General features: G+C 71.6%; 28 protein-coding genes. 21 read left to right on the top strand and 7 right to left on the bottom strand.

Translation table 11 applies throughout. The features are described 5' to 3' along the window. The first annotated feature begins 38 nt into the window (after positions 1 to 38). From C3489_RS29370 to C3489_RS29400, 7 genes are all read left to right on the top strand, one after another. The gene (locus C3489_RS29370) at positions 39 to 1,025 is read left to right on the top strand and encodes an alpha/beta hydrolase (RefSeq protein WP_103785112.1); all 987 of its coding nucleotides are present in this window, start codon (positions 39 to 41) and stop codon (positions 1,023 to 1,025) included. A 119-nt stretch (positions 1,026 to 1,144) separates the two neighbouring features. Further along, entirely contained in the window at positions 1,145 to 2,806 is a 1,662-nt protein-coding gene (locus C3489_RS29375) for an NAD(P)/FAD-dependent oxidoreductase (RefSeq protein WP_103785113.1), read from the top strand. Further along, positions 2,803 to 3,183 carry a hotdog domain-containing protein gene (locus tag C3489_RS29380; RefSeq protein WP_103785114.1) on the top strand — a complete coding sequence of 127 codons (381 nt, stop codon included), beginning with the start codon at positions 2,803 to 2,805 and terminating at the stop codon, positions 3,181 to 3,183. Before C3489_RS29375 ends, C3489_RS29380 begins: the two co-directional genes overlap by 4 nt. Before the next feature lie 7 nt (positions 3,184 to 3,190). After that, positions 3,191 to 4,558: an NAD(P)/FAD-dependent oxidoreductase gene (locus C3489_RS29385; RefSeq protein ID WP_103785115.1), complete on the top strand. Its 1,368-nt coding sequence runs from the start codon at positions 3,191 to 3,193 to the stop codon at positions 4,556 to 4,558. A gap of 102 nt (positions 4,559 to 4,660) precedes the next feature. Continuing rightward, the gene (locus C3489_RS29390) at positions 4,661 to 5,893 is read left to right on the top strand and encodes an acyl-CoA dehydrogenase family protein (RefSeq protein ID WP_103785116.1); all 1,233 of its coding nucleotides are present in this window, start codon (positions 4,661 to 4,663) and stop codon (positions 5,891 to 5,893) included. Further along, positions 5,890 to 6,195: a hypothetical protein gene (locus C3489_RS29395; protein WP_219821990.1), complete on the top strand. Its 306-nt coding sequence runs from the start codon at positions 5,890 to 5,892 to the stop codon at positions 6,193 to 6,195. Before C3489_RS29390 ends, C3489_RS29395 begins: the two co-directional genes overlap by 4 nt. Before the next feature lie 94 nt (positions 6,196 to 6,289). Continuing rightward, complete coding sequence (locus tag C3489_RS29400; RefSeq protein WP_103785117.1) at positions 6,290 to 7,843, top strand: long-chain fatty acid--CoA ligase; 1,554 nt, start codon at positions 6,290 to 6,292, stop codon at positions 7,841 to 7,843. A gap of 88 nt (positions 7,844 to 7,931) precedes the next feature. Here the strand turns inward: C3489_RS29400 and C3489_RS29405 are convergent, their stop codons facing one another. After that, on the bottom strand, positions 7,932 to 9,173 hold the full coding sequence (locus C3489_RS29405) for a right-handed parallel beta-helix repeat-containing protein (RefSeq protein WP_103785118.1): 1,242 nt from the start codon (positions 9,171 to 9,173) through the stop codon (positions 7,932 to 7,934). Positions 9,174 to 9,257: 84 nt separating this feature from the next. Between C3489_RS29405 and C3489_RS29410 the strand changes: the two genes are divergently transcribed. The 3 genes from C3489_RS29410 (at position 9,258) to C3489_RS29420 (ending at position 11,921) form a co-directional block, all read left to right on the top strand. Next, positions 9,258 to 9,938: a TetR/AcrR family transcriptional regulator gene (locus tag C3489_RS29410; RefSeq protein WP_103785119.1), complete on the top strand. Its 681-nt coding sequence runs from the start codon at positions 9,258 to 9,260 to the stop codon at positions 9,936 to 9,938. Positions 9,939 to 10,092: 154 nt separating this feature from the next. Beyond that, on the top strand, positions 10,093 to 11,124 hold the full coding sequence (locus C3489_RS29415; protein WP_103785120.1) for a permease: 1,032 nt from the start codon (positions 10,093 to 10,095) through the stop codon (positions 11,122 to 11,124). Then, the gene (locus C3489_RS29420) at positions 11,121 to 11,921 is read left to right on the top strand and encodes a TIGR03943 family putative permease subunit (protein ID WP_103785121.1); all 801 of its coding nucleotides are present in this window, start codon (positions 11,121 to 11,123) and stop codon (positions 11,919 to 11,921) included. The genes C3489_RS29415 and C3489_RS29420 overlap by 4 nt, the downstream gene beginning before the upstream one ends. Positions 11,922 to 12,020: 99 nt before the next feature. On the opposite strand, the gene rpsN is transcribed toward C3489_RS29420, so the two are convergent. Further along, positions 12,021 to 12,326: a 30S ribosomal protein S14 gene (gene rpsN, locus C3489_RS29425; protein WP_103785122.1), complete on the bottom strand. Its 306-nt coding sequence runs from the start codon at positions 12,324 to 12,326 to the stop codon at positions 12,021 to 12,023. After that, positions 12,326 to 12,562 carry a 50S ribosomal protein L28 gene (gene rpmB / locus C3489_RS29430; protein WP_103785123.1) on the bottom strand — a complete coding sequence of 79 codons (237 nt, stop codon included), beginning with the start codon at positions 12,560 to 12,562 and terminating at the stop codon, positions 12,326 to 12,328. Before rpmB ends, rpsN begins: the two co-directional genes overlap by 1 nt. An 83-nt stretch (positions 12,563 to 12,645) precedes the next feature. On the opposite strand from rpmB, the gene rpmG reads away from it, so the two are divergent. The 8 genes from rpmG (at position 12,646) to C3489_RS29470 (ending at position 17,530) form a co-directional block, all read left to right on the top strand. Continuing rightward, positions 12,646 to 12,810, top strand: coding sequence for a 50S ribosomal protein L33 (rpmG, locus tag C3489_RS29435; protein WP_017949758.1), 165 nt, complete (start codon positions 12,646 to 12,648; stop codon positions 12,808 to 12,810). A gap of 5 nt (positions 12,811 to 12,815) precedes the next feature. Then, positions 12,816 to 13,073 carry a type B 50S ribosomal protein L31 gene (locus tag C3489_RS29440; protein ID WP_103785124.1) on the top strand — a complete coding sequence of 86 codons (258 nt, stop codon included), beginning with the start codon at positions 12,816 to 12,818 and terminating at the stop codon, positions 13,071 to 13,073. A 5-nt stretch (positions 13,074 to 13,078) separates the two neighbouring features. After that, positions 13,079 to 14,224: a GTP-binding protein gene (locus tag C3489_RS29445; protein WP_181139900.1), complete on the top strand. Its 1,146-nt coding sequence runs from the start codon at positions 13,079 to 13,081 to the stop codon at positions 14,222 to 14,224. A 20-nt stretch (positions 14,225 to 14,244) separates the two neighbouring features. Beyond that, positions 14,245 to 14,487 carry a 30S ribosomal protein S18 gene (gene rpsR / locus C3489_RS29450; protein WP_103785126.1) on the top strand — a complete coding sequence of 81 codons (243 nt, stop codon included), beginning with the start codon at positions 14,245 to 14,247 and terminating at the stop codon, positions 14,485 to 14,487. A gap of 291 nt (positions 14,488 to 14,778) precedes the next feature. Continuing rightward, on the top strand, positions 14,779 to 15,813 hold the full coding sequence (locus C3489_RS29455) for a permease (protein ID WP_181139899.1): 1,035 nt from the start codon (positions 14,779 to 14,781) through the stop codon (positions 15,811 to 15,813). Beyond that, the gene (locus C3489_RS29460) at positions 15,810 to 16,556 is read left to right on the top strand and encodes a TIGR03943 family putative permease subunit (protein ID WP_103785127.1); all 747 of its coding nucleotides are present in this window, start codon (positions 15,810 to 15,812) and stop codon (positions 16,554 to 16,556) included. The genes C3489_RS29455 and C3489_RS29460 overlap by 4 nt, the downstream gene beginning before the upstream one ends. A 175-nt stretch (positions 16,557 to 16,731) precedes the next feature. Then, positions 16,732 to 17,151 (top strand): aspartate 1-decarboxylase, encoded by a 420-nt coding sequence (panD, locus tag C3489_RS29465; protein ID WP_103785128.1) that lies wholly within the window; start codon positions 16,732 to 16,734, stop codon positions 17,149 to 17,151. Between the two features lie 34 nt (positions 17,152 to 17,185). Continuing rightward, positions 17,186 to 17,530, top strand: a complete 345-nt coding sequence (locus C3489_RS29470) for a GNAT family N-acetyltransferase (protein ID WP_103785129.1) — start codon at positions 17,186 to 17,188, stop codon at positions 17,528 to 17,530. 9 nt (positions 17,531 to 17,539) lie between these two features. Here the strand turns inward: C3489_RS29470 and C3489_RS29475 are convergent, their stop codons facing one another. Genes C3489_RS29475 through C3489_RS29490 form a run of 4 tightly spaced genes read right to left on the bottom strand, consistent with a single transcriptional unit; the run spans position 17,540 to position 22,206 of the window. Further along, positions 17,540 to 18,574: a 2-hydroxyacid dehydrogenase gene (locus tag C3489_RS29475; RefSeq protein ID WP_103785130.1), complete on the bottom strand. Its 1,035-nt coding sequence runs from the start codon at positions 18,572 to 18,574 to the stop codon at positions 17,540 to 17,542. 17 nt (positions 18,575 to 18,591) lie between these two features. Further along, positions 18,592 to 19,212, bottom strand: coding sequence for a histidine phosphatase family protein (locus tag C3489_RS29480; protein ID WP_103785131.1), 621 nt, complete (start codon positions 19,210 to 19,212; stop codon positions 18,592 to 18,594). Further along, on the bottom strand, positions 19,209 to 20,696 hold the full coding sequence (locus C3489_RS29485) for an FGGY-family carbohydrate kinase (RefSeq protein WP_103785132.1): 1,488 nt from the start codon (positions 20,694 to 20,696) through the stop codon (positions 19,209 to 19,211). Before C3489_RS29485 ends, C3489_RS29480 begins: the two co-directional genes overlap by 4 nt. Beyond that, the gene (locus C3489_RS29490) at positions 20,689 to 22,206 is read right to left on the bottom strand and encodes an FGGY-family carbohydrate kinase (RefSeq protein ID WP_103785133.1); all 1,518 of its coding nucleotides are present in this window, start codon (positions 22,204 to 22,206) and stop codon (positions 20,689 to 20,691) included. The genes C3489_RS29485 and C3489_RS29490 overlap by 8 nt, the downstream gene beginning before the upstream one ends. 227 nt (positions 22,207 to 22,433) lie before the next feature. On the opposite strand from C3489_RS29490, the gene C3489_RS29495 reads away from it, so the two are divergent. The 3 genes from C3489_RS29495 (at position 22,434) to C3489_RS29505 (ending at position 25,299) form a co-directional block, all read left to right on the top strand. Beyond that, on the top strand, positions 22,434 to 23,210 hold the full coding sequence (locus tag C3489_RS29495; RefSeq protein ID WP_103785134.1) for a DeoR/GlpR family DNA-binding transcription regulator: 777 nt from the start codon (positions 22,434 to 22,436) through the stop codon (positions 23,208 to 23,210). Positions 23,211 to 23,461: 251 nt separating this feature from the next. Beyond that, entirely contained in the window at positions 23,462 to 24,739 is a 1,278-nt protein-coding gene (locus C3489_RS29500; RefSeq protein WP_219821991.1) for an MFS transporter, read from the top strand. Between the two features lie 86 nt (positions 24,740 to 24,825). After that, on the top strand, positions 24,826 to 25,299 hold the full coding sequence (locus tag C3489_RS29505) for a carboxymuconolactone decarboxylase family protein (RefSeq protein ID WP_103785136.1): 474 nt from the start codon (positions 24,826 to 24,828) through the stop codon (positions 25,297 to 25,299). The last annotated feature ends 328 nt before the right edge of the window (positions 25,300 to 25,627 follow it).

Consider the following 25,627-nt stretch of genomic DNA (forward strand, 5'->3'; position numbering starts at 1 on the left):
GTCAACACCCTTTTCATCCCGCTGGAAGGCGCCCGCACATGACCGAGCACGTCCCGCAGAGCTGGAAGCCCCTCGACGCCGACGCGCTGCTCGTCGCCCAGGCGATCGCCAAGGCCCTGCCGGTACCAGTCCGCGAGCTGGGCGCCCAGGTGGCGCGCGAGCTCTTGGCGAGCTCACCCTCCGACCGTCCGCTGACGCCCCTCGACCAGGTCGACACGGTGACCGTCCCGACCCGTTCCGGAGAGCTCCGCGCACGTCTGTACCGTCCGGAGGGCTCGCCGGCCACGGGACCGCGGCCGGCGCTGATGTATCTCCACGGCGGTGGATTCGTCCTCGGCACCCTCGACGGAGTGGACGAGGTCTGCCGTGCCATCGCCGCTCGCTCCGGGTGGGCGGTGCTCTCCCCGGAGTACCGGCTCGCCCCGGAGCACCCCTATCCGGCGGCCGTCGAGGACTCGCTCGACACGCTCGCGTGGCTGCGCGGGTCGGCGCCGGACTGGGGCGTCGATCCAGACCTGATCGCCGTCGGCGGCGACTCCGCGGGAGGCAACCTCGCCGCCGCGCTCTGTCTCCACCTGCGCGACCACGGACTCCCGCTCCCCGTGTCGCAGGTCCTGGTCTACCCCCCGGTCGACGACCGGTTCTCCACGCCGTCCTGGACCCGGTTCGCCGACGCACCCCTGCTGACCACGGCCGATGCGCACTGGCTCTGGGAGCAGTACATCGGCCCCGGCCGCACCGACGGCGTCGATCAGTACGCGGCGCCCATGAAGGCGGCGTCCCTGCGCGGGTTGCCGCCGGCCCTGGTGCTCACCGCCGAGGTGGACCCGCTGCGTGACGACGCCGAGGCGTACGCCGACCGACTGCGGCACGACGGCGTGCCCACGACCGCCGTTCGCCACTCGGGCGTGTTCCACGGCTTCTTCACCGAGGTCGGTGTCTTCTCCCAGACCGACGCGGCGATCGACGACGTGGTGCGGCATCTGCGAGGCGTGACCGCCGCCCGCGCCGCATCCACGTCCTGACCGCCGCCGGCCATTGACGAGGTCACGGTCCGTAGCTACATTCTTGGTCACCTGACCTAGACGCCTGACTAGCTCAGTGCTGTCCGCCTGGCCCCCTGGACCACGAGAAGGCAGAGACCATGACCGACACCCCCTCCACCGCCCCGGTCGTCGACGTCCTGTGCGTCGGCGCCGGGTTCTCCGGCCTGTACGCCGCCTACAAGGCGGCCGAGCAGGGCTGGACGTTCGCCGGGTTCGAGACCGCCCCCGACGTCGGCGGCACCTGGTACTGGAACACGTATCCAGGCGCCCGATGCGACGTCGAGAGCATCTACTACTCGTACTCGTTCAGCGAGGAACTCCAGCAGGAGTGGACCTGGAGCGAGCGCTTCGCCCCGCAGGCGGAGATCCTGCGCTACATCAACCACGTCGCCGACCGCTTCGACCTTCGCCGGCACTTCCGGTTCAACTCCAAGGTGGTCGCGGCCAACTGGCTCCCGGACGAGCACCTGTGGGAGGTGACCCTCGACTCCGGTGACACCCGCCGTGGCCGCTACCTCCTGGCCGGCTCGGGCGGACTGTCGACACCGAAGGAATTCGACGTGCCCGGCCTGGAGAACTTCACCGGGCTGAAGGTGTCGACGAGCCGCTGGACGATCTCGCTCGACGACCTCGCCGGCAAGCGGGTCGCCGTCATCGGCACCGGATCCTCGGGGGTGCAGTGCATCCCGCTCATCGCCGAGGTGGCCGAGCACCTGACCGTGTTCCAGCGCACCCCGAACTACGTCTTCCCCGCCCGCAACGCCCCGCTGCCCGCTCAGACGATCGCCGAGATCAAGAGCAAGTACCCGGCCATCCGCGAGGAGTGCCGGCAGTCTCCCGGCGGTATCCCGGACCGTCCCGTGACCGACTGCGCCTTCGACGTCTCCGACGAGGAGCGTCAGGAGCGCTACGAGCGGGCCTACGAGCGCAGTGGGTTCCTCGGTGTCGGCGCGGAGTTCGCCGACCTCCTCACCAACCCGGCGGCCAACGAGACCGCGGCGGAGTTCGTGCGTCAGAAGATCCGTCAGATCGTCCACGATCCGCGGACCGCGTCCCTGCTCGAACCCCGGTTCCACCCGCTGGGTGCCAAGCGCAGCTGCTTCGGCACCGACTTCTACGAGACGTTCAACCGTCCGAACGTCTCGCTCGTCTCGCTGCGCGACGAGCCGATCGCGACCATGACCTCCGGCAGCATCATCACCGAGAGCGGCTCCTACGACGTCGACGCCATCGTTCTCGCGATCGGCTTCGACGCCTTCACCGGACCCCTGTACGCGCTCAACGTGACGACGCCCGAGGCGGGCAGGCTCCAGGACGCGTGGCGCGACGGCGTACGCACCTACCTGGGCATCATGACCGCAGGATTCCCCAACTTCTTCATGATCGGCGGCCCCCAGAGCCCCGCGCTGGCGAGCAACGTCGTCGTGACGATCGAGCAGGCGGTCGACTGGATCGCCGACCTGATCGCCCATGCCAAGGAAGAGGGCGGCGACGTCATCGAAGCCACCCCCGAGGCCCAGGACGACTGGGTGACCATCACCGAGGCCACGGTCAACCAGACGCTGTACGCGACCACCGACTCCTGGTACCGCGGCTCCAACGTGACCGGCAAGCCGGCCACCTTCCTCGGTTACGTCGGCGGTGTCGGCAAGTACCGCCGCATGTGCACCGAGATCGCCAAGCGCGGCTACCCCGGCGTCAGGATCGGCGGCGAGGCGGTCGCCCCCGGGATCGGCCGCATCGACGAGGAGATCGCGTGAAGGTCGTCCACCAGCGCTACGTCGCCCACTCCGACGCCCACTACGCCGGCAACCTCGTCGACGGCGCGTTCAGCCTGAAGCTGTTCGGGGACGCCGGGACCCATCTGGCCATCGCCGTCGACGGCCACGAGGGGCTGTTCGCCGGCTACTCCTCGGTCGAGTTCCTCGCTCCCGTCCGCGGCGGGGACGTCGTCGAAGTCGAGGCGCACCTCGCGGCCAGAGGCAGACGCAGCCGGACGATCGAGTTCGAACTGCGCGTCATCTGCCGGTCCTTGGACGAGACCGGCCGGGCAGAGGTACTCGCCGAGCCCATCATCGCCACGCGCGCCCGGGGGACGGGTGTCGTCCCTGCGGGCGCGATCAAGAACGTGAATTGAGGAAGCCATGAACACATCCAGCGACGTACGCGAAGAGGCGTGCGAGATCGTCGTGATCGGCGCCGGCATGGCGGGGCTGATGGCGGCGACCACCCTGTCCGATCGGGATGTCGTCGTGCTCGAAGCCACCGGTCGGGCCGGAGGGCGCGTGGAGTCGGTTCGTCAGGGCGACTACTGGATCAACCTCGGAACCCAGTTCACCGAGGGAACCGGCACCCTGATCGAAGCCCTCGAACGCCACCAGGTCCCCATGGGCACGCTGGCGGGCAAGAAGGTGGCCCTCGCGCTCAACGGCAAGCAGGTCGACACCTCCAATCCGTTCGGCCTGATGTTCCGTTCCCGGATGGGCCTCATGGACCGGGTCGGACTGGCGGCCGTCGGAGCGCGCATCGTCGCGGCCGTACCGTTCCTGGCGATGAACCCCGACAACTCCCTGGCGAAGCGGGTCCGGGCGGCACTCGACGCCCGTCCCGCGTCGTACGTGCTGCGCGGCATCCACTCCGACGTCGCGCGGGACATGGTCCGGTCCTGGTCCGGCCAGTGGATGGGATGCGAGCCGGAGGAGACGGCGGCGACCCAGTTCGTGATCTCGATGGGGATACTCCTGACGGACCCGGCGAAGGTTCCCAACTTCTCCCTGCCCGAGGGGGGAAATCAGACCCTCACCGACATCCTGGCCGCCGACCTCGGCGACCGGCTGCGGCTCGACTCGCCGGTGACGTCGGTGCAGTGGACCGAGGACGACGTCGTCGTGGACTACGCGGACGAGAGGGGACCGGCGCGGATACGCGCACGCCGTGCCGTCGTGGCCGTTCCCAGCGACGTGGCCGTGAAGATCATGCCCGGTCTCCCTCCCGGGTATCGGGCGGCGTTCGACGACATCCACTACGGCCGGTACGTGGTGGTGGGCTACTTCACCCGTGAGGAGGGCCCGCAGCGGTGGGACGACTACATCGCCGTGTCGACGCCGCAGCTGTCGTTCCAGGCGATGTTCAACCATGCCGCGGCCCTGCGCGGTCCCGGCCCGCGAAAGCCGGGCGGCGCGCTGGCCTGCTTCGCGGGCGGCGCGGTGGCCGACCGCCTGTTCGAGCTCACCGACCAGGAGATCCTCGACCGGTTCACGAGGGACCTCCTGTCGCTCTACCCGGAGCTGGAGGGGAAGCTCGACGAGGGGATCGTCCGACGTCACCACCGGGTCGTGCCGTTCTGGGCGCCTGGCGGACGTGCCTCGCTGCCCACGCTGCGTGAGCACTTCGGTCCCGTCTACTTTGCCGGCGACTACCAGCTCGACATGCCCTCACTCGCCGACGCGGCCACGTCGGGCGAGCGGGCCGCGCAGCAGGCTCTGGCGAGCCTGACCCGCCCGGCGCGCTGACGATCCGACGCCCGCCGCGTTCTCCGCCCGCCCGCGCCGGCGCCCACTCCGCGACATCCTGGTCCCCGCCCTGTGCGGCGGACCCATGCACGAAAGGCGACCATGCCCGCACCACAGAACCCCGCCCGTCAGGCGGACCGGCTCTACCACGACCTGCTCTCCCCGGCTCATACCCGGGAGCTGCGCGACCGCGTGCGGAAGATCGCCGCCGACGTCGTCGCCCCCGCCGCACGCCGGATCGCGAACGGGGACGAGCGCGTCGACGGCTTCCCGCGGGACGTCTTCGACGGCCTCGCCTCCGCCGGCCTGTTCCGGGTGCCGTTCGCCGCCGAGGTCGGCGGGGACGGGCTCACGCACCCCGTCACGGCGACCGCCGTCGCGATCGAGGAACTGGCCTACCACTCCAGCAGCATCGCGGCGGTCTTCGACGTCCACTGCATCCTCGCCGGCAACGCGCTGACCCACGGCACCGCCGCCCAGCAGCAGAAGTGGCTGCGACCGGTGGCCGACGGCACCGTCGTGGGCGCCTTCGCCACCACCGAGCCCGAGGCGTCGTCCGACCTGAGCCCCAAGGCCGTGCGCACCGTCGCCGTCCAGCGGGACGGCGCCTGGATCCTCAACGGCCGCAAGCGGTGGATCTCCAACTCACCGGTCGCGGGCTTCATCGTCACCCTCGCCCGCACCGGCGACCGGCTGTCGATGTTCATCGTCGACACCTCCCTGCCCGGAGTGCGCGTCGGCGAGCCCGACCGGAAGATGGGCAACCGGGGCCAGCTCACCGCCGACGTCTGGTTCGAGGAGGTCGAGCTGCCGGCCGACTCGCTGCTCGGCGGCGAGCCGGGACAGGGCCTGCGTCACGCGCTCGCCACCCTCACGCTCGGCCGCGTCGGCATCGCCGCCGCCGGTGTCGGCATGGCCCAGGCCGCCTTCGACCACGCGGTCGCACACCTGTCGACCCGGGAGGCGTTCGGCCGGAAAGTGGCCGCCAACCAGCACTGGCAGTTCCTCCTGGCCGACCGCGCCACGGAGATCGAGAACGCCCGCAACCTCTACCTCAAGGCCGCGCTGCGCCGTGACGCCGGTGAGGTGTTCCCCGAGCCGGAAGCCGCGATGGCGAAGCAGTACGGAAGCCGGCTGGCGGTCGACATGGCGCGCGACGCGGTCCAGGCGTTCGGTGGCCTCGGCTTCGCCCGGGAGCTCGGCGCCGACGGCACACCGGGGCCCGTCGAGGCGATCTACCGCGACAGCAAGATCGGGGAGATCTACGAGGGCACCAACGAGATCCTGAAGTGGGTCATCGCCCGCACCGTCTTCGGCAAGGAGATCACCGGATGAGCCTCGCGGGCCGCACCCCGCTCATGTCAGGCGGCAGCCGCGGCATCGGCCTGGCGATCGCCGTCACCGCCGCCCGCCGCGGCGCCAACGTGATCGTCGGGGACGTACGCGACGAGGCAGCGGTGCGGCGGGCCGTCGAACGAGGCGTGGACCGCTTCGGCGGCATCGACATCGTGGTCGACAACGCCTCGGCGCTGGCCGTCGACGGCACCGGCATGACGACCCTGACACCCGGCTGGGCGGCGGAGTACGCCGACCACGGTGTGGCAGCCAACTGCAACATCTTCGTCGATCCAGGGTGATGACGAGACGGCACGCGCCCGCTGGGGCGAAGCGCGCACCACACGGTCCATCCGCGGGCGAGCGAGCCCGCCGCACGGCTCATGAGGAAACTCCATGCTGAACCTGTCGGTCCTGCTTGAGGACTCCGCCCGCACGTACCCCGATCGCGAAGCTGTCGTACTGGGCCCTGCCCGCCTGACGTACGCTCAGCTGAACGCCGCCGCCAACCAGGTCGCGAACCTGCTCGTGGAGCGCGGGATCGGCCCCGGTGACAGGGTGGCCCTCAGCTGCCCGAACCTGCCGCACTTCCCCGTCGTCTACTACGGCATCCTCAAGACCGGCGCGGCTGTCGTCCCGCTCAACGTGCTGCTGAAAAGCCGCGAGATCGCCTACCACCTGGACGACGCCGAGGTGAAGGCCTACTTCTGCTTCGAGGGCACCGCCGAGCTGCCGATGAGCGCCGAGGGCTTCGCCGGCTGCCGGCAGGCCGAGAGCGTCGAGCACTTCTTCGTCATCACCGGCGACCCGGCCGCGCCCAGTCCCATCGACGGCGTCGAGACGCTCGGCAGTGCCGTGGCCGGCCAGGGCACGGCGTTCGACTCGGTACCGACCGAGCCCACCGACACGGCGGCCATCCTCTACACCTCGGGGACCACCGGACAGGCGAAGGGCGCGGAGCTGTCGCATGCCAACACGATGATGAACGTGCTGGCCTGCAACCGCCTGTTCCGCAGCACACCGGCTGCCGACAGCCATCTGCTCTGCCTCCCGCTCTTCCACACCTTCGGCGCCACGGTGCAGATGCACGCCGGCTTCTCGATGGCCGCCACCCTCCACCTCGTCCCCCGCTTCGACGCGGGCGCCGTCGCGGAACTGATGGACCGCGAGCGCATCACGTTCTTCGCCGGAGTGCCCACCATGTGGTGGGGGCTGCTCAACGCGCTCAGCGACGACGTCGACGTCGAGCGCATCGCGAGCAACCTACGGATCGGCATCTCCGGAGGGGCCCCACTGCCGGTGGAGCTCGCCCAACGGATCCGACAGCGCCTCGGGATCACGGTGCTTGAGGGATACGGGCTGTCGGAGACCTCTCCCGTGGCCACCTTCAGCGACCCCGATGTCGACCCACGCCCGGGATCGATCGGGGTGCCGATCTGGGGCGTCGAACTGAAACTCATCGACGACGACTGGACCGAGGTGACCGGCAGCGGCCGGGTCGGGGAGATCGCGGTGAAGGGCCACAACGTGATGAAGGGCTACTACGGCCGGCCGGAAGCCACCGCCGAGGTCATCCGCGACGGATGGTTCCGGACCGGCGACCTCGCACGACGCGACGAGGACGGCTTCTACTACATCGTCGACCGGTCGAAGGACCTCATCATCAGAGGTGGCTTCAACGTGTATCCGCGTGAGATCGAGGAAGTCCTGATGACGCACCCGCAGGTCAGCCTCGCCGCCGTCATCGGGGTACCGCACGAGCGCCACGGCGAGGAGATCAAGGCCTACGTCATCCCGCAGCCCGGTTCCTCCCTCACCGAGGAAGAGCTCGTCGCCTGGGCCAAGGGACAGATGGCGTCGTACAAGTACCCGCGCATCGTCGAGTTCGTGACCAGCCTGCCGATGACCGCCACGGGCAAGATCCTCAAGCGTGAGCTGGCCCGCAGGTGACGCGTTCTCCAGGTGTCTGCTTCTGTCGGGGGATCCGCACCTCAAGCACTCTGCGCGCACGGAGAGTCCTCAAGGTGCGGAGCGGACGTCAGGACCGGTATTCGAAGGCTCCGATGTCGCATGCCGGACCTTGAGGCCGCGGCACGCCGCGCTGGTCGGTGGAGGGGCAGTCGGCGCCGCCGTCGAGGGCGGGGCTGCCGGGCAGGAGGGCCACGGTGTCCGTCGGACCGCCGTTCTCGCCGAGGGGTGCGAGGCGGGGATCACGGCCGGGGAGATCGCCTTCGGCCGTGAGGTGGCAGTTGTTTCCGCTGTCGAGGTTGTGGCCCCGTGACTCGATGGCGGCGAAGACGTTCTTGCAGTCGCTGGTGGTGTGGCCGATGGTGTTCTCGGCGATGATGGTGTTCTTCAGCGCGAGGTGACCCAGCGGCAGATCGACGGGGTCGGTAATGGGTCCCGGCAGGCTGTCCAGGTAGGCGGGGGCGATGTTGATCCCGCCGCCGCCGTCGGTGGCGGAGTTGCCGGTGATCGTGGAGTTGCGGATGTCCACCAGGCCGGTGCCGCGTATGTCGATGCCGCCGCCGTATCCGGACAGGCTGCCCGGCCGGTCCCACTCGTCGGTCACGCGGTTGTCCGCGATCGTCGAATTGACCACGGTGCCGGTGTCGTCGAACCGGATGCCTCCGGCCTCGCCCGCCGTGTTGCGGCTGACGGTGCTGTCGATGAGCGTCAGGTGGGAGTCGGGGATGTTGAAGATGCCGCCTCCGTAGCCGGCACGGTTCCCCGTCACCGTCACCCGGCGCAGCGTCATGTTCTTGCCGTTGGCGATGCCGCCTCCGCCGGGGTCGGTGATGGGCACCTCCCGCTGCTTGGCGTCTCCTCCGGTGATGGTGAGGTCGGACAGCTGCGTGTCGGCGCCCATGCGGAAGACCCGGTCGATGTGGTCGCCGTCGATGATGGTCTCCCGCGCACCGGCACCCCGGATGGTGGTCGGTTCGAGGATGTTCAGGTCGCCTCTGGCCGGGTCGGCGGTGCGCTTGTTGAGCTGCCCGGGGTCGGGGGGAATGGTCAGCCGGTAGTGGGCGGCGGGTAGCTCGATGGTGCTGCCGGGCCGGGCGTTGGCGGCCATGACCGCCGCGCGCAGGGTGCAGGTGCCTGCGGCGGTGCGGCAGAGACCGTCGGACGCATCGGCATCCACGGCGTCCTGGGCGGAGTCGACCGTGAAGGTCGCCGACGCGGAGGATGACCCCGCGGAGGTCGGGGCGGCGGCCACGATGGCTGCGAGTGCCACCGGTAAGGCAGCCAGCACCGAAAGGGAAGTCGGTTTTCTCATGAAGGTGCGCTCCTTCTTCCTCGTAAGATGACGTCGAGTGAGAAACGCTTGCGTCTATAACGTGTACCAGACTGTTTCTCACTCATGAGAGAGCCGATCCGGCCGCTGCTGCAGCCGAGCCTGACCGACCTTCCCCGCGGGCCGCACGGGCTCGCGCGGGAGCGTGTGACGGGCTCTCAGCGCCAGCGGCTGCTCTACGCGATGACGACCGTGGTTGCCGAAAAGGGCTACATCACCACGACCGTGGCCGATGTGACGGCACGGGCGGGCGTGTCCCGCAAGACGTTCTATGAGCTGTTCGAGGACAAGGAGGAGTGCTTCATCGCCGCTGCGGAGACGGGCCGCGAGCTGATGGTCAAGCGGCTTGAGGCGTCGTTCGCCCGCTCCTCGACGCAGTCGCTGTCCCCCGTGGCGACGCTTCGTGCCTCGATCCGTGCCTTTCTCGGGCTGATCGCCGAAGAGCCCGAATTCGCCAAGGCGTTCTTCCTGGAGACGGCGGCGGCCGGCGGACGTGCGCAGGAGCACCAGGACGCCTGCCGCTCCTGGTTCGCCGAGTCGATGCGCGCCTGGCACAACAGGATTCCTGGTCACCGCCGTGTCCCCGACGAGAGCTACATGGCCGCGGCTGACGCCACACACGAAGCCGTCTGCCGCCTCCTGCGCCAGGGGCGCATCGGCGAGGTCCCCGCCCTGCAGGACGTCGTACTGCACATCTGCCTCGCCCTGCTGGGCGTGGCCAATCCGGCTGAGGACGCCGGAGAGTGAGCCGCGTACACGGGTGATGAGCGCGGTTGAACGCCTGTGCCGTGGCCGCCGTAGTCAGGGGGAGGTGTTCCCAAACACGCAGCCCGCCGGAGGTGTCGTACCCGTGGCCACCACGAGATCAGCCCCCGCCACCGGGACGGAAGACCGGCACGCGATGACACGGGCGCCGGATGACCGGGGTCGGCCGGCGGAGACCGCGGGTGAGCGCGCCGGCGGGGAACGTACGGCAGGTGACGGCCGGCATGTGAACTCCTCCGTCGTCCTGGTCACGGTCCTGCTCCTGATCGTCATGGGGCAGGGCCCGCTTCGCCGGGTCCTCGCCGCTCCGGTGATGCAGAGCTGGATGACGGTGTTCGTGGCGGTGGTGCTCCAGGCCCTGCCCTTCCTGGTGTTGGGTGTCCTGCTGTCCGCGGCGCTCGCGGTCTTCGTCCCTCCCTCGTTCTTCGCCCGCGCACTGCCCGGCCGCCCCGGGCTCGCCGTGCCGGTCGCGGGCCTGGCGGGCGCGGTGCTGCCGGGCTGCGAGTGCGCGTCGGTCCCGGTGGCGGGTGCGCTGGTGCGTCGTGGCGTGACGCCCGCCGCGGCCATCGCCTTCCTCCTGTCCGCGCCGGCGATCAACCCGGTCGTGCTGACGGCGACGGCGGTGGCGTTCCCCCGCCATCCGGAAATGGTGCTGGGGCGTTTCGCGGCCAGTCTGCTCGTCGCGTGCGCCATGGGCTGGCTGTGGCAGCGGCTCGGCCGCACGGAGTGGCTGCGTCCGCCGGCACTCGCGACGTACGACGGGCCGAGCAAGGGTGCGGCGTTCTGGGACTCGGTCCGGCACGACGTGATGCACGCGGGTGGTTTCCTGGTGCTGGGCGCGATGGCGGCTGCGACGCTCAAGGCGGTGGCCCCGGCGGACTGGCTGCGCTCAGCGGCGGGCAACCCGCTTGCCGCCGTGACCGCGTTGGCGGTTCTGGCCGTGCTGCTGTCGATCTGCTCGGAGGCGGACGCGTTCGTGGCGGCGTCGCTGACGCAGTTCTCGCTGACGGCGAAGCTGGTGTTCCTGGTGGTCGGGCCGATGATCGACCTGAAGCTGTTCGCGATGCAGGCGGGTACCTTCGGCCGCGGTTTCGCTGCCCGCTTCGCCCCGGCCACCTTCGTGCTGGCGATCACGGCAGGGGTCACGACCGGATCGGTGCTCTGGTGAACCGGCAGGCCCAGGCGGTGGTCATGTTCCTGGTCGGCGCGGTCATCCTGCACGCCGGGTTCACGGACCTGTATCTGCGGTACGTGAAGGCAGAGTTGCGGCCGCTGCTGCTGGTGGCGGGAGCCGTGCTGATGGCCGGGGCGCTGGCGGCGGCGTGGTACGAGTTCAGGGGCCGGCGGGGGCCCGCCCAGCAGGACGGACCCGGGGACACGCAGCCTCACCGGACTCATGAGCACGGCCGTGACGGCGGTGATGAACATGACCACCGTACGGACGACCATCACGGGCACCGAGAACCACGCGTCATGTGGCTCCTCCTGATCCCCCTCCTCGCACTGATCCTGGTGGCGCCGCCGGCACTCGGCTCCTACAGCGCGATGCGTGCCGGTACGGCGTTGCAGGAGCCGTACGGCTACTCGAACCTCCCGGCCTCGGACCCCCTGCCGGTCAGCCTCGTCGACTACGCGGGCCGCGCGGTATACGACCACGGCCGGTCACTGGACCGACGAAAGGTGCGGATCACGGGCTTTGTCGCCCTGGACACGCAGGGCGCACCGTACCTGGTCCGCATGTCCCTGAACTGCTGCGCCGCGGACGCACAGCCCGTGAAGCTCGCCCTGACGGGCGACATCCCACCGGTCCTGGAACCGGACACCTGGCTGCGCGTGACCGGCACCTACACCCCGAAGCAGACCAGGGACCCGGTCAACAACCGTCCGATCCCCTATGTGCGGGTCATCGAGGCGGTACCGGTGCCGGCACCGCGCGATCCGTACGACGAAAGCTGGAACCAGTGAAAGGCCGAACGGGCGCGGCCGTTTCGGATGTCCCGCCATCCGCCGGCGTGAGTGCTGCGGCGGTTCAGGGGCTGGCTCGGTGAGCGGAGAGGCCGTCGCTCACCAGCTGCTCTTGGTCACGCCGGGCAGTTCACCGGCGTGTGCCATCTCGCGTACCCGGATGCGGGACAGGCCGAAGGCGCGCAGGTGGCCGCGGGGGCGCCCGTCCACGGCGTCGCGATGGCGCACGCGGGTGGCGCCGGCGTCACGGGGCTGGCGACGCAACTCCCGCTGAGCTGCGGCCCGTTCGTCCGCGGAGCTGCGGGGGGACGCGATGATCGCCTTCAGTGCTGCACGCCGCACGGCGTACCGTGCCACGACGAGACGCCGCCGCTCGTTCTTCGCGATCTTGCTCTTCTTCGCCATCAGACCTTCCCTCCCCGGGCGCGGATGCGGGCCACCGCGGCTTCGATGCCGATCGCGTCGATGGTCTTGACGCCCTTGGCGGACAGCGTGAGCCGGACGTGGCGGCCTTCGCTCGGCAGCCAGTAGCGCTTGCGCTGGATGTTCGGGTCGAAGCGGCGCTTGCTGCGCCGGTGCGAGTGGGAGATGTGGTGGCCGAAGCCCGGCTGTCGGCCGGTGAGTTGGCAGTGGGCGGACATGTGTTCCTCCTTGGTGGGTCGACGACGGCAGCACACTAGCAGCTAAATGAAAATGAAAACCAAACTCGTGTATGGTGCTGCGCATGGCCCGTAACGAACTCCGCCCGATCATCAAGCTGAGGTCCACCGCCGGGACCGGCTACACCTACGTGACCCGCAAGAACCGCCGTAACGACCCCGACCGGCTGACGCTGCGCAAGTACGACCCCGTCGCCGGTCGCCACGTCGACTTCCGTGAGGAGCGCTGAGAGCCGTGAAGCCCGGAATCCACCCCGAGTACCGCCCGGTCGTCTTCCGTGACCGGGCCGCCGACTTCGCCTTCCTCACCCGCTCGACGGCCATCGGCGAGAAGACCGTCGCGTGGGAGGACGGCAACACCTACCCGGTCATCGACGTCGAGATCTCCTCGGCGAGCCACCCCTTCTGCACCGGCACCCAGCGGGTCCTGGACACCGCCGGGCGGGTCGAGCGCTTCGAGCGGCGTTACGGGCACGGACGAGGTGAGCGGTGAGCGGGCTGCCCGTCGCGATCGTCGCGGGGTTGCACGCCGACGCCCGCAGGACGGCCGTCGAGGAGATCCTGCGAACGGTCCCCGGCTCCATCGCGCTGCACCACGATCTGACGGCCGCCGTCGACAGCGCGGTGCACCGCACGGTCCGCGACGCCGACGGTCTGCTGGGCCGTGGCGACGCGCCACTGGTGAACGACTGCGCGTGCTGCGCACTGCGTGAGGACCTGGTCCCCGAACTGCTGCGGCTCGCGCACGAGGGCAGGTACCGGCTGGCGGTCGTCGAACTGTGGGACTCGGTCGAACCGCAGGCGATGGCCGCGGTGGTCGCCGCCGCGGGGGCCCCGCTGACGCTGACCGGCGTCGCGACCGCGGTCGACCCGGCCCTCGTCCTGCCGTACCTCTCCAACGGTGACGACCTGGCGGACGTGGGCCTCGCTGCCGCGCCGACCGACCAGCGCACCGTCGCCGACACCTTCGCCCGGCAGTTGGAACACCCGACGGTGATCGCCGTCGTCGAGGACGGATCGTCGGGGGAGAGCGCCGACGACAGCGACCGTGCTCTGCTTGCCCAGCTCACACCGGGTGCGCGCAAGGTGGGTGTGGACGGCGGCGCCCTGGGGTCCGCTCTGCTGGCGGGCTTCGACGTGGCGGCGGCCGCCGCCCGCCTGCACCCGGCGTGCGCGCTGCTGCCGCAGGAGTGTGACGAACACGGCGTGGCCACCCTCGTCTGGCGGCGCACCCGGCCCTTCCATCCGCAGCGCCTGTACGCCGCTCTGGAGGACCTGACCTGTGCCGCCGCCCGCAGCCGTGGGCGTTTCTGGTTGGCCGACCGCCCCGACACCCTGCTGTCCTGGGACGCCGCGGGGGGTGCCCTGTGTGTGGAGTCGGTGGGTCCCTGGCTGGCCGCTCTGCCGGACGCCGCGTGGGAGATGGTGCCCGCCGAACGGCGTCTCGCCGCCTCCCTGGTCTGGCACCCCGAGCACGGCGACCGCTGCCAGTACCTGACGTTCACCTCGCCCGGCCTGGACCGCGACGGACTGCTGTCCCTGCTCGACTCCTGCCTCCTCACCGACGACGAGTACGCGGCGGGCAGAGAAGGCTGGCGACAACTCCCGCACGTCGTCGACGACCTGCTCGACCCCGTGACCTGACGGAAAGGACCGACACCACCATGCCCCGACGCACGAGCACCGGGCGGCAGACCGCCAAGCGGCAGCGCGTCAACCCGCTGGACGCCGCCGGCATCACCTATGTCGACTACAAGGACACCGACCTGCTGCGGAGGTTCATCTCCGACCGTGGGAAGATCCGCAGCCGCAGGGTGACCCAGGTGACGCGCCGGCAGCAGCGGCAGATAGCGCAGGCCATCAAGAATGCACGGGAGATGGCGCTCCTGCCCTACGGCACCCGGTAGCCGGGACAGCCGCACGGCTCACCCCGGGCGCCGCCACCGCCTCTCGTGCCAGAGGCACCCCGGACGCTGGGAGATGCGGCCGCAGCCGAGGCGCCGAGGGCGGCGGAGACGACCTTGCCCAGCAACAGGAACGGGATGCGGTGGACGACGACGGCCGTGAGGACCGTCCACCAGGCGGCGACCGGGCCGAGCGCGACGCCGGCGACGAGGTGGATGCATGGACGGCGTGTGGGCGGGGGTGAGGGTCGGCTTCGGCTTATGGTCGGTCAGACGCCGACATCCGGAGTGAACATGCAGAAATCGGATGAACTGGTTGACCGGGCGGCAGGAGTGGCAGTCGCTTCCGCCGTCCCCACCGTGCCCCTCCGCCGACCGCGGTGGCTCTTCACCGCCGTCTTCGCGAGTGCGGTCGGCGTGACGCTGCTGCTTCTTCCCGCAGGCACCGTGTGGCTGAACGATCCGGCCGTTCAAGCGTGGCGCACCGTGTGCCTGGCCATCACCGTCCAGGCGCTTCCCTTCCTGCTTCTGGGCACCGCACTGTCCGGCGCGATCAACGCGTTCGTGCCGGCCGACCTGTTCACGCGCGTGCTGCCGAAGCGGCCCGCGGTCGCCGTTCCGGTGGCCGGCGCGGCGGGAGTGGTGCTGCCCGGCTGCGAGTGCGCCTCCGTCCCCGTGGCGAACAGCCTGATCCGCCGCGGTGTCACCCCGGCCGCCGCCTTCGCCTTTCTGCTCTCCGCGCCGGCGGTCAACCCGGTCGTGCTGACCGCCACCGCCGTCGCTTTCCCCGGCAACCCCGCGATGGTCGTCGCCCGCTTGCTGGCCTCGCTCGCCACCGCTGCCGTGATGGGCTGGCTGTGGCTCTGGCGCGGAAGGGAGGAGTGGCTCCGGCCCGGCGCCCGGCACGCCGGCCACCACGTCGGGCACAGCCGCTGGCGGGAGTTCCTGCAGGGGTGCCGGCACGACTTCCTGCACGCCGGTGGCTTCCTCGTCCTCGGCGCCATGGCCGCGGCGACCTTCAACGTCATGGTGCCGCGTTCCGTCCTGGACACCTTCTCGGCCTCCCCGTGGCTGTCGGTGCTCTTCCTGGCCGGGCTCGCCGTCATTCTCGCCGTCTGCTCGGAAGCCGATGCCTTCGTCGCGGCGTCGCTCACCGGCTTCTCGCCCACCGCACGGCTCGCCTTCCTGGTGGTCGGGCCCATGGTCGACCTGAAGCTCATCGCCCTGCAGGCGGGGACCTTCGGCCGGGCCTTCGCCTGGCGCTTCTCCACAGCCACCACCGTCGTGGCGATCGCCACGAGCGCCCTGATCGGAGGGGCACTGCTGTGAAACGCCCCGCACAGGTACTGCTCCTGGCCCTGACCGGCATCGGCCTGCTGCACGCCGCCCTCTTCACCGATCTCTACCTGCGTTATGTGAAAGAGGGGCTGCGCCCCCTGCTGATCGTCTCGGGGGTTGTGCTGTTGCTCCTCGGTCTGGCAAGCGGGGTGCGGGCCGGGAAGCACGCCGAACGGGCCGAAGAGGCGGAGCACGCCGGCCATGCGCACGGCCACGACCACTCCCGTGTACCGGGCGTCGCCTGGCTGTTGTTCCTCCCGGCACTGAGCCTGCTCTTCCACGCCCCGCCGGCCCTGGGCGCGTACACGGCGGCACGGTCCAACGACAAGGCGGTCAAGGAACACAAGGCGTTCGACCCGCTGCCCGCCACCTCACCGCTGCCCATGACCCTCACCGACTTCACCGCTCGGGTCCAGCAGGACCGCGACCGCGCCATCAAGGGGCGCACCATCCAGATGACCGGCTTCGCCACCCCGGCCGGACACGGCGGCGGCTGGTATCTGACGCGCATCATCTTCACCTGCTGCGCCGCCGACTCGCAGACCGTGAAGGTGCGGATGTACGGCGCCCAGGCCCCGCCCGCCAACACATGGCTGGCGGTCACCGGCACCTGGCACCCCCACGGCGCGCTCGGCACCAGGACCGCGCAAGCCGCACTCGACGTCCGAAGCGCCGAGCGCGTCACCCCGCCGGTCAACGCCTACACGGACGACCTGCCGCTCACGCCTTCCTAGGGGACTCGGCAGGCGAGTGACGGTCATCACGGATGCCTCCGAGGGGCTGTTGCGTAGGCTTGTTCCGTCGTCGCGGTGGGGGCAGCTGCCCGGACGTGCGACTCGTTGTAGGGTGTGAAAACAGCCCTTGACCTGCAAAAACGCAGGCAGGGAGCCTATATGTGGGAGTGCCCCGATGTTGCGAACCATGTTCAAGTCCAAGATCCACCGCGCCACCGTCACCCAGGCCGACCTGCACTACGTGGGATCCGTGACCATCGACGCCGAGCTGCTCGATGCCGCCGATCTGCTGCCCGGTGAGCTCGTGCACATCGTCGACATCACCAACGGGGCGCGGCTGGAGACCTACGTCATCGAGGGTGAGCGCGGGTCCGGGGTGATCGGGATCAACGGGGCCGCCGCCCATCTCGTCCACCCCGGTGATCTGGTGATCATCATCAGTTACGCTCAGGTCACCGATGCCGAGGCGCGGGCGCTGACGCCGCGGGTGGTGCACGTGGACGAGGGCAACCGGATCGTCGCCCTCGGTGCCGACCCGTCGGAGCCGGTGCCGGGCTCGGACCAGGAGCGCAGCCCGCAGGCCGTCACGGCCTGAGCCGGGGCAGGGACCGACGACCAGGAGCGTGGCCATGAGCGACATCGAGATCCGCGACGACCGCCCCGCCGGCCGGCTGGAGGCCGTCGGCGACGGTGAGGTCGTCGGGCACATCGAGTACTTCGTGCTCGACGCCCCGCGCACCGCCCTGGTCCCGGTCCACACGATCGTGGAGCCCGCGCACGAGGGGAAGGGCATCGCCTCCTCCCTCGCGCGCGAGCTGTACGCCGTCGCCGAGCGCGAGGGCGTTCCGGTCGCCCCGCTGTGCCCGTACGTCGTGAAGTGGGCCGCCAAGCATCCCGAGGAGGCCCCGGCCGCCGACCCCGAGCTGCTCGCCGCCGCGAAGAAGTGGCTGGCCGCCCACCCCGGGCGGTTCTGAGGGCGTTCCCTACGCGGCGGGGTTCGCGCAGTGGGCCAGGGGCTCGCCCCGCAGGAAGCGGCCGGCCTCCGCCGCGACGATCCGGGCCGCCTTGTGCGCGACCTCTCGGCTCGCGCCCGCGATGTGCGGGGTGAGGACCACGCCCGGCGTCGACAGCAGCCGGGCGCCCGCCGGCACCGGTTCGGCCGGGTACACGTCGAAGCCCGCGCCGGCCAGGTGCCCGGAGTCCAGCGCGTCGCACACCGCGTCGTAGTCCACCAGCGCGCCCCGGGCGCAGTTCACCAGCACCGAGCCGGGCGGCATCGCGTCGAGCTGCGCGCGGCCGATCATGCCGCGTGTCTCGTCGGTCACCCGCGCGTGCAGGGACACGACGCGGGAGCGGCGCAGCAGTTCGTCCAGGGTGACCAGCCGGGCCACTCCCTCCACCGCCCGCGGGTCCACGTACGGGTCGTGCACCAGCACCGTCGCGCCCATCGCCGCCAGCACCCGCGCCACCCGCGAGCCGATCGCGCCGAAGCCGACCAGGCCCACCGTCGCGCCGTCGATCTCGATGCCGCAGTTGCCGTAGTCGTAGTAGTCGCCGCGCCACACAGCCCGCTTCAGGTCGGTGTGGACGTCCGCGACCCGGCGGGCGGCGGCGAGGATCAGCGCGAGGGTGTGCTCGGCGGTGGCCACGGCGTTGCGGCCCGGCGCGTAGCAGACCCTGACCCCGTGCCGGGTGGCCGCCTGAAGGTCGGCGTTGACCGGACCGCCCCGGCTGACGCAGAACAGCTCCAGGTCCGGGCAGGCCTGAAGGACGCGCTCGGTGAGCGGCGCCATCTGGGTCACGCAGATCCGCGCGCCGCGCAGCGCCTCGATCATCTGCTCCTCGGTCCCGGACGCCTCGTCGACCTCGGCGACCTTGCCGAACGGCGTGTGCGGCCAGGGAAGGCGCAGCTCGCGCACGTCGAGGGCGGCCGGGTCGGGTGCGGCGGCGCGCAGTTCGCGCACGAGCAGCTCGGGCAGGACGAAGTGGTCGCCGGCGGCGAGGACGGTGGTGGTCACGCGGGTACTCCGGTCGGTCAGAGGCGGTCGGCGGGCAGGACGGGGGCGTTGAGCCGCAGCAGCGCGGCCTGCCCCTCGCGCAGCCGCAGTTCGGTCAGCGCGCCGTTCTCCAGTGCGGGGAACACGGCCCGGTAGCGGGCGAGCGGGATGCCGAGCAGCGCGCACAGCATCAGGCGTACGAGGGTGGAGTGGGCGACGACCAGGACGCGGCCGTCGGGCAGTTCGCCGGCGACCTCACGCAGGCAGGCGACCCCGCGGCGCGCGGCCGCGGCCGGGTCCTCGCCGCCGGGCAGGTGATGGGCGACCGGGTCGGTGAGGAACGCGGCCAGTTCGGCCGGGAAACGCTCGGCCATCTCGGCCCGGGTCAGCCCGTCGCCGCGGCCGAAGTCCACCTCGTACAGGCGCTCGTCGACCCGCAGCGGCAGACCGAGGGCGGCTGCTGCCGGCTCGGCGGTCAGGCGGGACCGCGACAGCGGCGAGCACAGCACCGCGTCCAGCCGCTGCCCCGCCGCCCAACCGCCCAGCGCCGCGGCCTGCTTGTGGCCGTGCTCGGTCAGCGGCACGTCGGTGCGGCCGGCGTAGCGGTTGTCCGCGTGCCACGGGGTCTCGCCGTGCCGTACGAGGACGAAGTCGGTCATGTCCGGGCCTTTCCGTGGGCGTGGGCGGCCACCTGCTCGTCCAGCAGGCCCCGCCGGACCAGCTCGTCGACGAAGCGGAGGTAGACGGGCAGCAGCCGCTGGGTGCGGGCCGGGTCGGGGTGCAGCTCCTCGCGGATCCGCACCATCGCCGCCGCCGCGTCCTTCAGGGCGGCGCCGGACGCGGTCGCCGCCAGCACCGCCATGCCGACGGCGCTCTCGGCCTGCTCCGGCAGCTGGACCGGGCGGCCGAGGACGTCGGCGCGCAGCCGGGACCAGTAGGGGTTGCGGGCGCCGCCGCCGGTGAGGCGCAGCGGTCCGGTCACGGGGGCGCCGAGGTGGTCGAGGTAGTCGAAGCACAGCCGTTCCAGGCAGGCGACGCCCAGCAGGCAGGCGTGGAACTCCTCGGCCCGGCCGGCCGGTCCGCCGAGGGTGAAGGCCGTGGCCCGCGGGGCGCGGAACGGGAAGCGTTCACCACCGTCGCCGACGAGCGGATAGGTGACGGCCGTGGAGCCGGTCGCCGCCGCCTCGGCGGTCAGGGCGCGCGGGTCCGCGCCGGGGAAGCGCCGGGTCAGCACCCCGGCACCGCTGCTGGAGGCGCCGCCGGGCAGCCAGGTGCCCTCGGGTCCGCGGTGGCAGTACACCACCCCGGCGGGATCGCGCACCGGGTGCGGGCTGACGCCCTTGAGCACCAGCGTCGTCCCCAGCACCGAGTTCCAGGCGCCCGGCGCCAGGGCGCCCGCGCCGATCTGGGCGGCGCAGCCGTCGGTCATCCCGGCCACGATCGGCGTCCCGGCCGGGACGCCGGTGGCGGCGGCCGCCTCGGCGCACACGTCACCGAGGACCGTGCCGGGGCGTACGACCTCCGGAAGCAGCCCCGCCGGGACGCCCAGCGCGGACAGCTCGTGATCCGGCCAGCGCTCGGCGAGCAGGTCGTACCCGGTCTTCAGGGCGTGGCTGGCGTCGCTCGCCACCTGCCGGCCGGCCAGCCGCCAGGTCACCAGGTCGGCCTGGTGCAGCAGCCGGGCACCGGTGGGCGGCCGCTCCCGCCCCAGCAGCCACAGCAGCTTGGGCAGCGCCCAGGACGGCTGCATGCTGCGGTAGCCGAGCCGCTCCCACACCTCGGCGCCGACCGTGTTCACGCGGTCCGCGCAGGCGGCGGCACGCCCGTCGTCGTACATCAGACCCGGCGTGAGCGGGGTGCCGTCCGCGGCGGCCAGGAGGACGGTGCCGGACGTGGCGTCGACGGCCACGTCCCGCACCCGTCCGGCCTCCACACCGGCCAGCGCCTCGCGGCAGGCCGCGCTCAGCGCGGACCACCACTGCTCCGGATCCTGCTCGTGGCGCGGGCCGTCGCGGCGGCCGGTCAGCGGGCGGGACGCGGCGCCCACGACGCGCCCGGTGCCGTCGACGGCGACCGCGCGGGCGCTCTGCGTGCCGAGGTCGAGGCCGAGGTGGACGGCATCGGGGGAGAGGGCGTCAGACATGGGTGGCCTCCGGTGCGCCGGCCGTCGCGGGAGCGGGCGTCCAGCCGAGGCGCCGGGCCGCGTCCCGCCAGGTCAGATGCGCCGCGTAGAGGTCGTCGTAGAGGGCGGCCCGGCCGGGGTCCGGCTCCCAGGCCGACCCCATCCGCACGCACCGGGCGACGGCCTCGGTCATGTCGGGTACGGCGCCGGTGACCACCAGACCCGTGAGGAAGGCGCCCTTGGCGCCCAGCTCGGTGTCGGTGCTGCGGGCGGTCGGCACGCCGGTGGCGTCGGCGATGAGGCGGCACCAGCGGTCGCTGGCGGCGCCGCCCCCGCACAGCCGCAGCTCGCGCACCCGCGTCCCGGAGGCGTGCAGACAGTCGCGCACCACCAGCGACAGCCCCTCGAACACCGCCCGGGCCAGGTCGGCCGGGGTGTGGGTGAGCGACAGCCCCCAGAACGCGCCGCGCGCCCGCGGGTCCAGGAACGGCGCCCGCTCGCCCGCCGGGGAGAGATACGGCAGGAACGCCAGCCCCCGCGCGCCCGGCTCCGCCGAGAAGGCCAGGTCGCCGAGGGCCGCGGGGCCGTCGGCGCCCAGCGTGCGGCAGGCCCAGTCCAGGACCTCCGTGCCGGAGAGCGTCGGGAAGGCGCGCAGGACGCGCTCGGGACCGTCGTAGGCGATGGTGATGCCGCACGGCTCGCCCGAGGTGTCCACCGAGTCGCGCACGATCTCCGTGCACAGCGTGGTGCCGAGGATCGCGCACGCCTGCCCGGCCTCCACCACCCCCGCGCCGCGCGCGGTGGCGGCGATGTCGTACGGCGCCATGACGACGGGCAGACCGGCCGGCAGGCCCAGCTCGCCCGCCGCGTGGTGGGTGATCTCGGCGACGCGCTCCTGCTCGCCCAGCACCCGGGGCAGCAGCGGCCGCGCCCAGTCCATGCCGAACAGGTCGAGGACGGCCGGGTCGTAGTCGCCGGTGGCATGGTCGAGGAAGGGCGCGGACGCGTCGGACGGGTCGATCGCGGTGACACCGGTGAGCTTGAGGAACAGCCAGCCGGCCGCGGTGAGCGCGGTCCGTGAGCGCGCGAGACGTTCGCTGTCGTGCCCGGCGAGCCAGCCGAGCACCGCGTTGGGCATGCCGCCGCAGGTCAGCGAGCCGTTGCGGCGGAACGTCCGGTCCAGTACGCCGTCCGCCTGCCAGCGCGCCAGCAGGTCCGCCGCGCGCCCGTCGGACCACAGGATCGCCGGGCCGGTGGGCCGGCCCTCGCCGTCGACCAGCCAGCAGCCGTCGCCCTGCGCGGTGAACGCGACCAGCCACACCGGCTCGTGACCGGGTCCCAGCCGGGCGAGCGCGCTGCGCACGGTGAACACGACCGCGTTCCACACCGCGTCCATGTCCTGCTCGGCCCACCCGGGGTGCGGGCGCAGCACCTCCGTGCCGATACGGGAGACCGCCAATTCCCGACCCCGGTCGTCGAACACCACGGATTTGATGACGGACGTGCCGACGTCGACGGTCAGTACCGACATGGCTGCACTCCCTGTCCCTTCGTTGCTGGGGCGACGCTCTCAGGGAAACCCGCGGTGAGAAGCACCGTCAATTACTCCCCGCGCATATCCCGCGACGGGCGCGGCCTTTCATGTGAAGTCCGCCGACGGAACCGGCTTCCGGGCCGGACCGCAGGCCCGACCGCCGTGTTAAGTTCGTGTGACCTTCGCACGGGGACATCGCGCGAGGCGGGAAGGGGCTCGACGACATGGACCGGGTGGACGCCCAGGAGGAGCGGCGGCGCCGCGTGCGCGACCTCGTCACCGGCAAGGGGTTCGTGCGGACGGCCGATTTGGCCGCCGAGTTCGACGTGAGCGTGATGACGATCCACCGCGACCTGGACGCGCTGCAGGCCCAGGGCTGGCTGCGCAAGGTGCGCGGCGGCGCGAGCTGCCTGCCCTCCACCCAGTTCCATGGCAGCGTCGGCGAACGCATGCGGGCGATGGCGCAGGTCAAGCGGCGCCTGGCGGGGGCGGCCGCGGAGGAACTGGCGCCGGGGCAGGTCGTCATGGTCGACGACTCCACCACCTGCCTCGCCCTCACCCAGCACCTGCCCGCGCACACGCCGATCACGGTCATCACGAACTCGCTGCCCGCCATCTCCGCCCTGGCCCGCGAGCCGGGGGTGGCCCTGGTCGCGCTCGGCGGCACCTACTTCCCGGCCTACGACGCCTTCATGGGCCCGCACACGGCGGCGGGCGTGGAGGCGTTCCGCGCGGATGTGCTGTTCATGTCCACCACGGCCGTCACCGCGGGCCGCTGCTACCACATGTCGCCGGAGACGGTGCAGGTCAAGCGGGCGATGATGACGGCCGCGGCACGCCGGGTGCTGCTCATCGACCACACCAAGTTCGCCAACCAGGGGCTGTACGCGCTCGCCCCGCTGACCGACTTCGACCTGATCCTGGTGGACGACGCCGCACCGGCGGCCGAGGTGCGCCGGCTGCGCGAGCAGGGGGTCGCGGTGCGGGTGGTGTCCGGCTGAGCGGCGGCCTCCCTCACGTGAACATCACGCGGACTTCACCCGGGGGCTGGCCCTCTGTCGCCGCCGATCGCGCCTCTGACCAGCACATACATCACCACACGGCTGACCGGTCGCAGACGACTTCACGTGGCGGCCCCCGCACCCCACGAGGTGTTCCCACCAGCGGATTGACGGGCCACGGCACGGCTCTTTTCATCGTCACCACTCGCGGCATTCCGCTCCGCCGAAAAACCCCGAAAAGGTGATCCGCCGTGCTTGACCTCGAACGCATCGGAATTCCCAGAGCCCTTGCCTGGGGATTTCTCGGAGTTCTCATATTCATGATCGGTGACGGTGTCGAATCCGGATATCTCTCGCCGTATCTCCTCGACCAGGGCTTCCCGAAGGGCCAGGTGGCGCTGCTGTTCACCGTCTACGGGGTGACGGCCAGCATCGCGGCGTGGTTCTCGGGGGCGCTGTCCGACCTGTGGGGGCCGCGCCGGGTGATGCTGCTCGGGCTCGGCATCTGGGTGGCGCTGCAGGTCTTCTTCCTCGCCGTGGCGATCCCGGCCCAGAACATGGGGCTGCTGCTGGCCGGCTACGGACTGCGCGGCTTCGGGTATCCGCTCTTCGCCTACGGCTTCCTGGTGTGGGTGACCGCGGTGACCCCGCCGCGCCGGCTCGGCTCCGCCGTGGGCTGGTTCTGGTTCGCGTTCACCGGCGGACTGCCCACGCTGGGCTCGCTGTTCGCCAGTTTCACGGTTCCGTGGGTGGGGGCCTACCGCACCCTGTGGATGTCGCTGGCGCTGGTCGTCGCCGGTGGGCTGATCGCCCTGCTGCTGGTGCGCGAACCGAGTGGCCGGACCCGGCTCGCCCCGGCCGGCGAGCGTCCCGTGGCCACGCTGCTCGGCTCCCTCGCGATCGTCTGGCACGAGCCGCGGATCGGCGCCGGGGCGGTGGTGCGCGCGGTCAACACGGCGGCGCAGTTCGGGTTCCTGGTCTTCCTGCCGGTGTTCTTCACCGACACGCTGGGCTTTTCCCTCGCCCAGTGGCTGCGGCTGCTGTCGGCGATGTTCGCCACGAACATCTTCTTCAACCTGCTCTTCGGCGTCCTCGGCGACCGCATCGGCTGGCGCCGCACCGTCGCCTGGTGCGGTGGCGTGGGCTGCGCGGTGACGACGCTGCTGCTGTACTACGGGACCGTGGCCGCCGGGCACGACTACCCGCTCGCGCTGCTGCTGGTGAGCCTGTTCGGCGCGACGCTCGCCGGCTATGTGCCGCTGTCGGCGCTCATTCCGTCGATGGCGCCCCGGCACAAGGGCCAGGCCATGTCGGCCCTCAACCTCGGAGCCGGCGTCAGCACGTTCCTGGGTCCGGCCGTGGTGGGGCTCTTCCTGGGGCCGCTCGGGGTGGAGGGCGTGATGTGGGTCTTCGCGCTGATGTACGCGGGGAGCGCGGTGCTGACGGTGTTCCTGAAGCTGCCGCGGGAGGCCGCGGGCGCGGCGGCCGAGGGTGCGGTCGCGGCGCGCGAGGCGACGACGGCGCAGTGACTCAGATCACACTGACGGCTGTCACGTGGGGCCGGGCCGGTACGTCGTATGAGTGCAACCGACCACGACGCACAGGGAGCTCACCGATGGACGCTCGGCTGAACCTCTTCGAAAACCCGGTGACGAACAAGCTCATCCGGTACTTCAACTCGGCCGGAAAGGTGATCGACGACTCCTCGCTGCCCGCCGCGACGCAGGAGTTGGTGAAGATCCGGGCCAGCCAGATCAACGGCTGCGGCTTCTGCACCGACATGCACACCAAGGATGCCGCGGCCGCGGGGGAGACCGCGGTGCGCCTCCACCTCGTCGCGGCCTGGCGGGAGGCGACGGTGTTCACCGAGGCCGAGCGCGCGGCCCTGGAGCTGGTGGAGGAGGGGACGCGGATCGCGGACGCGGCGGGCGGTGTGCCGGACGAGGTCTGGGCGAACGCCGCCAGGCACTACGACGAGGAGCAGCTCGGCGCGCTGGTCGCGCTCATCGCCCTGATCAACGCCTACAACCGGGCGAACGTCCTCGTCCGGCAGCCGGCGGGCGCGTACGAGCCGGGCATGTTCGGCTGACGAGGCGTCCGGCCCCGCCCGTGCGGGGCCGGTTCGGCCGGGGAGCCGAGTTCCGAGAGCGGCGGCGGCCGGGGTCACGTCCCGGACGCCGCCGTTGGGCCATGCGGAGGGCGCGTCCCGGCTCCGCCGGGTGACTGGCCGCTCGGCCGCCGGGTACGCGGGGGAGTAGTCCAGGAGCCACCGTCGACCGACTGGCCGGAGGACGCCATGACCGACCCGTACCACGACCCGGTGCATCCGGGCCCGACACCCGGCCCGCATCCGCAGCAGCCGTACCCCGCCTCACCGTCGGAGCCCCCGCCGACACCCCAGCCGCCGGGCCCGGGCC

This window comes from Streptomyces sp. Ru71 (genome assembly GCF_002920535.1).
In the GTDB taxonomy this organism is placed as follows: domain Bacteria; phylum Actinomycetota; class Actinomycetes; order Streptomycetales; family Streptomycetaceae; genus Streptomyces.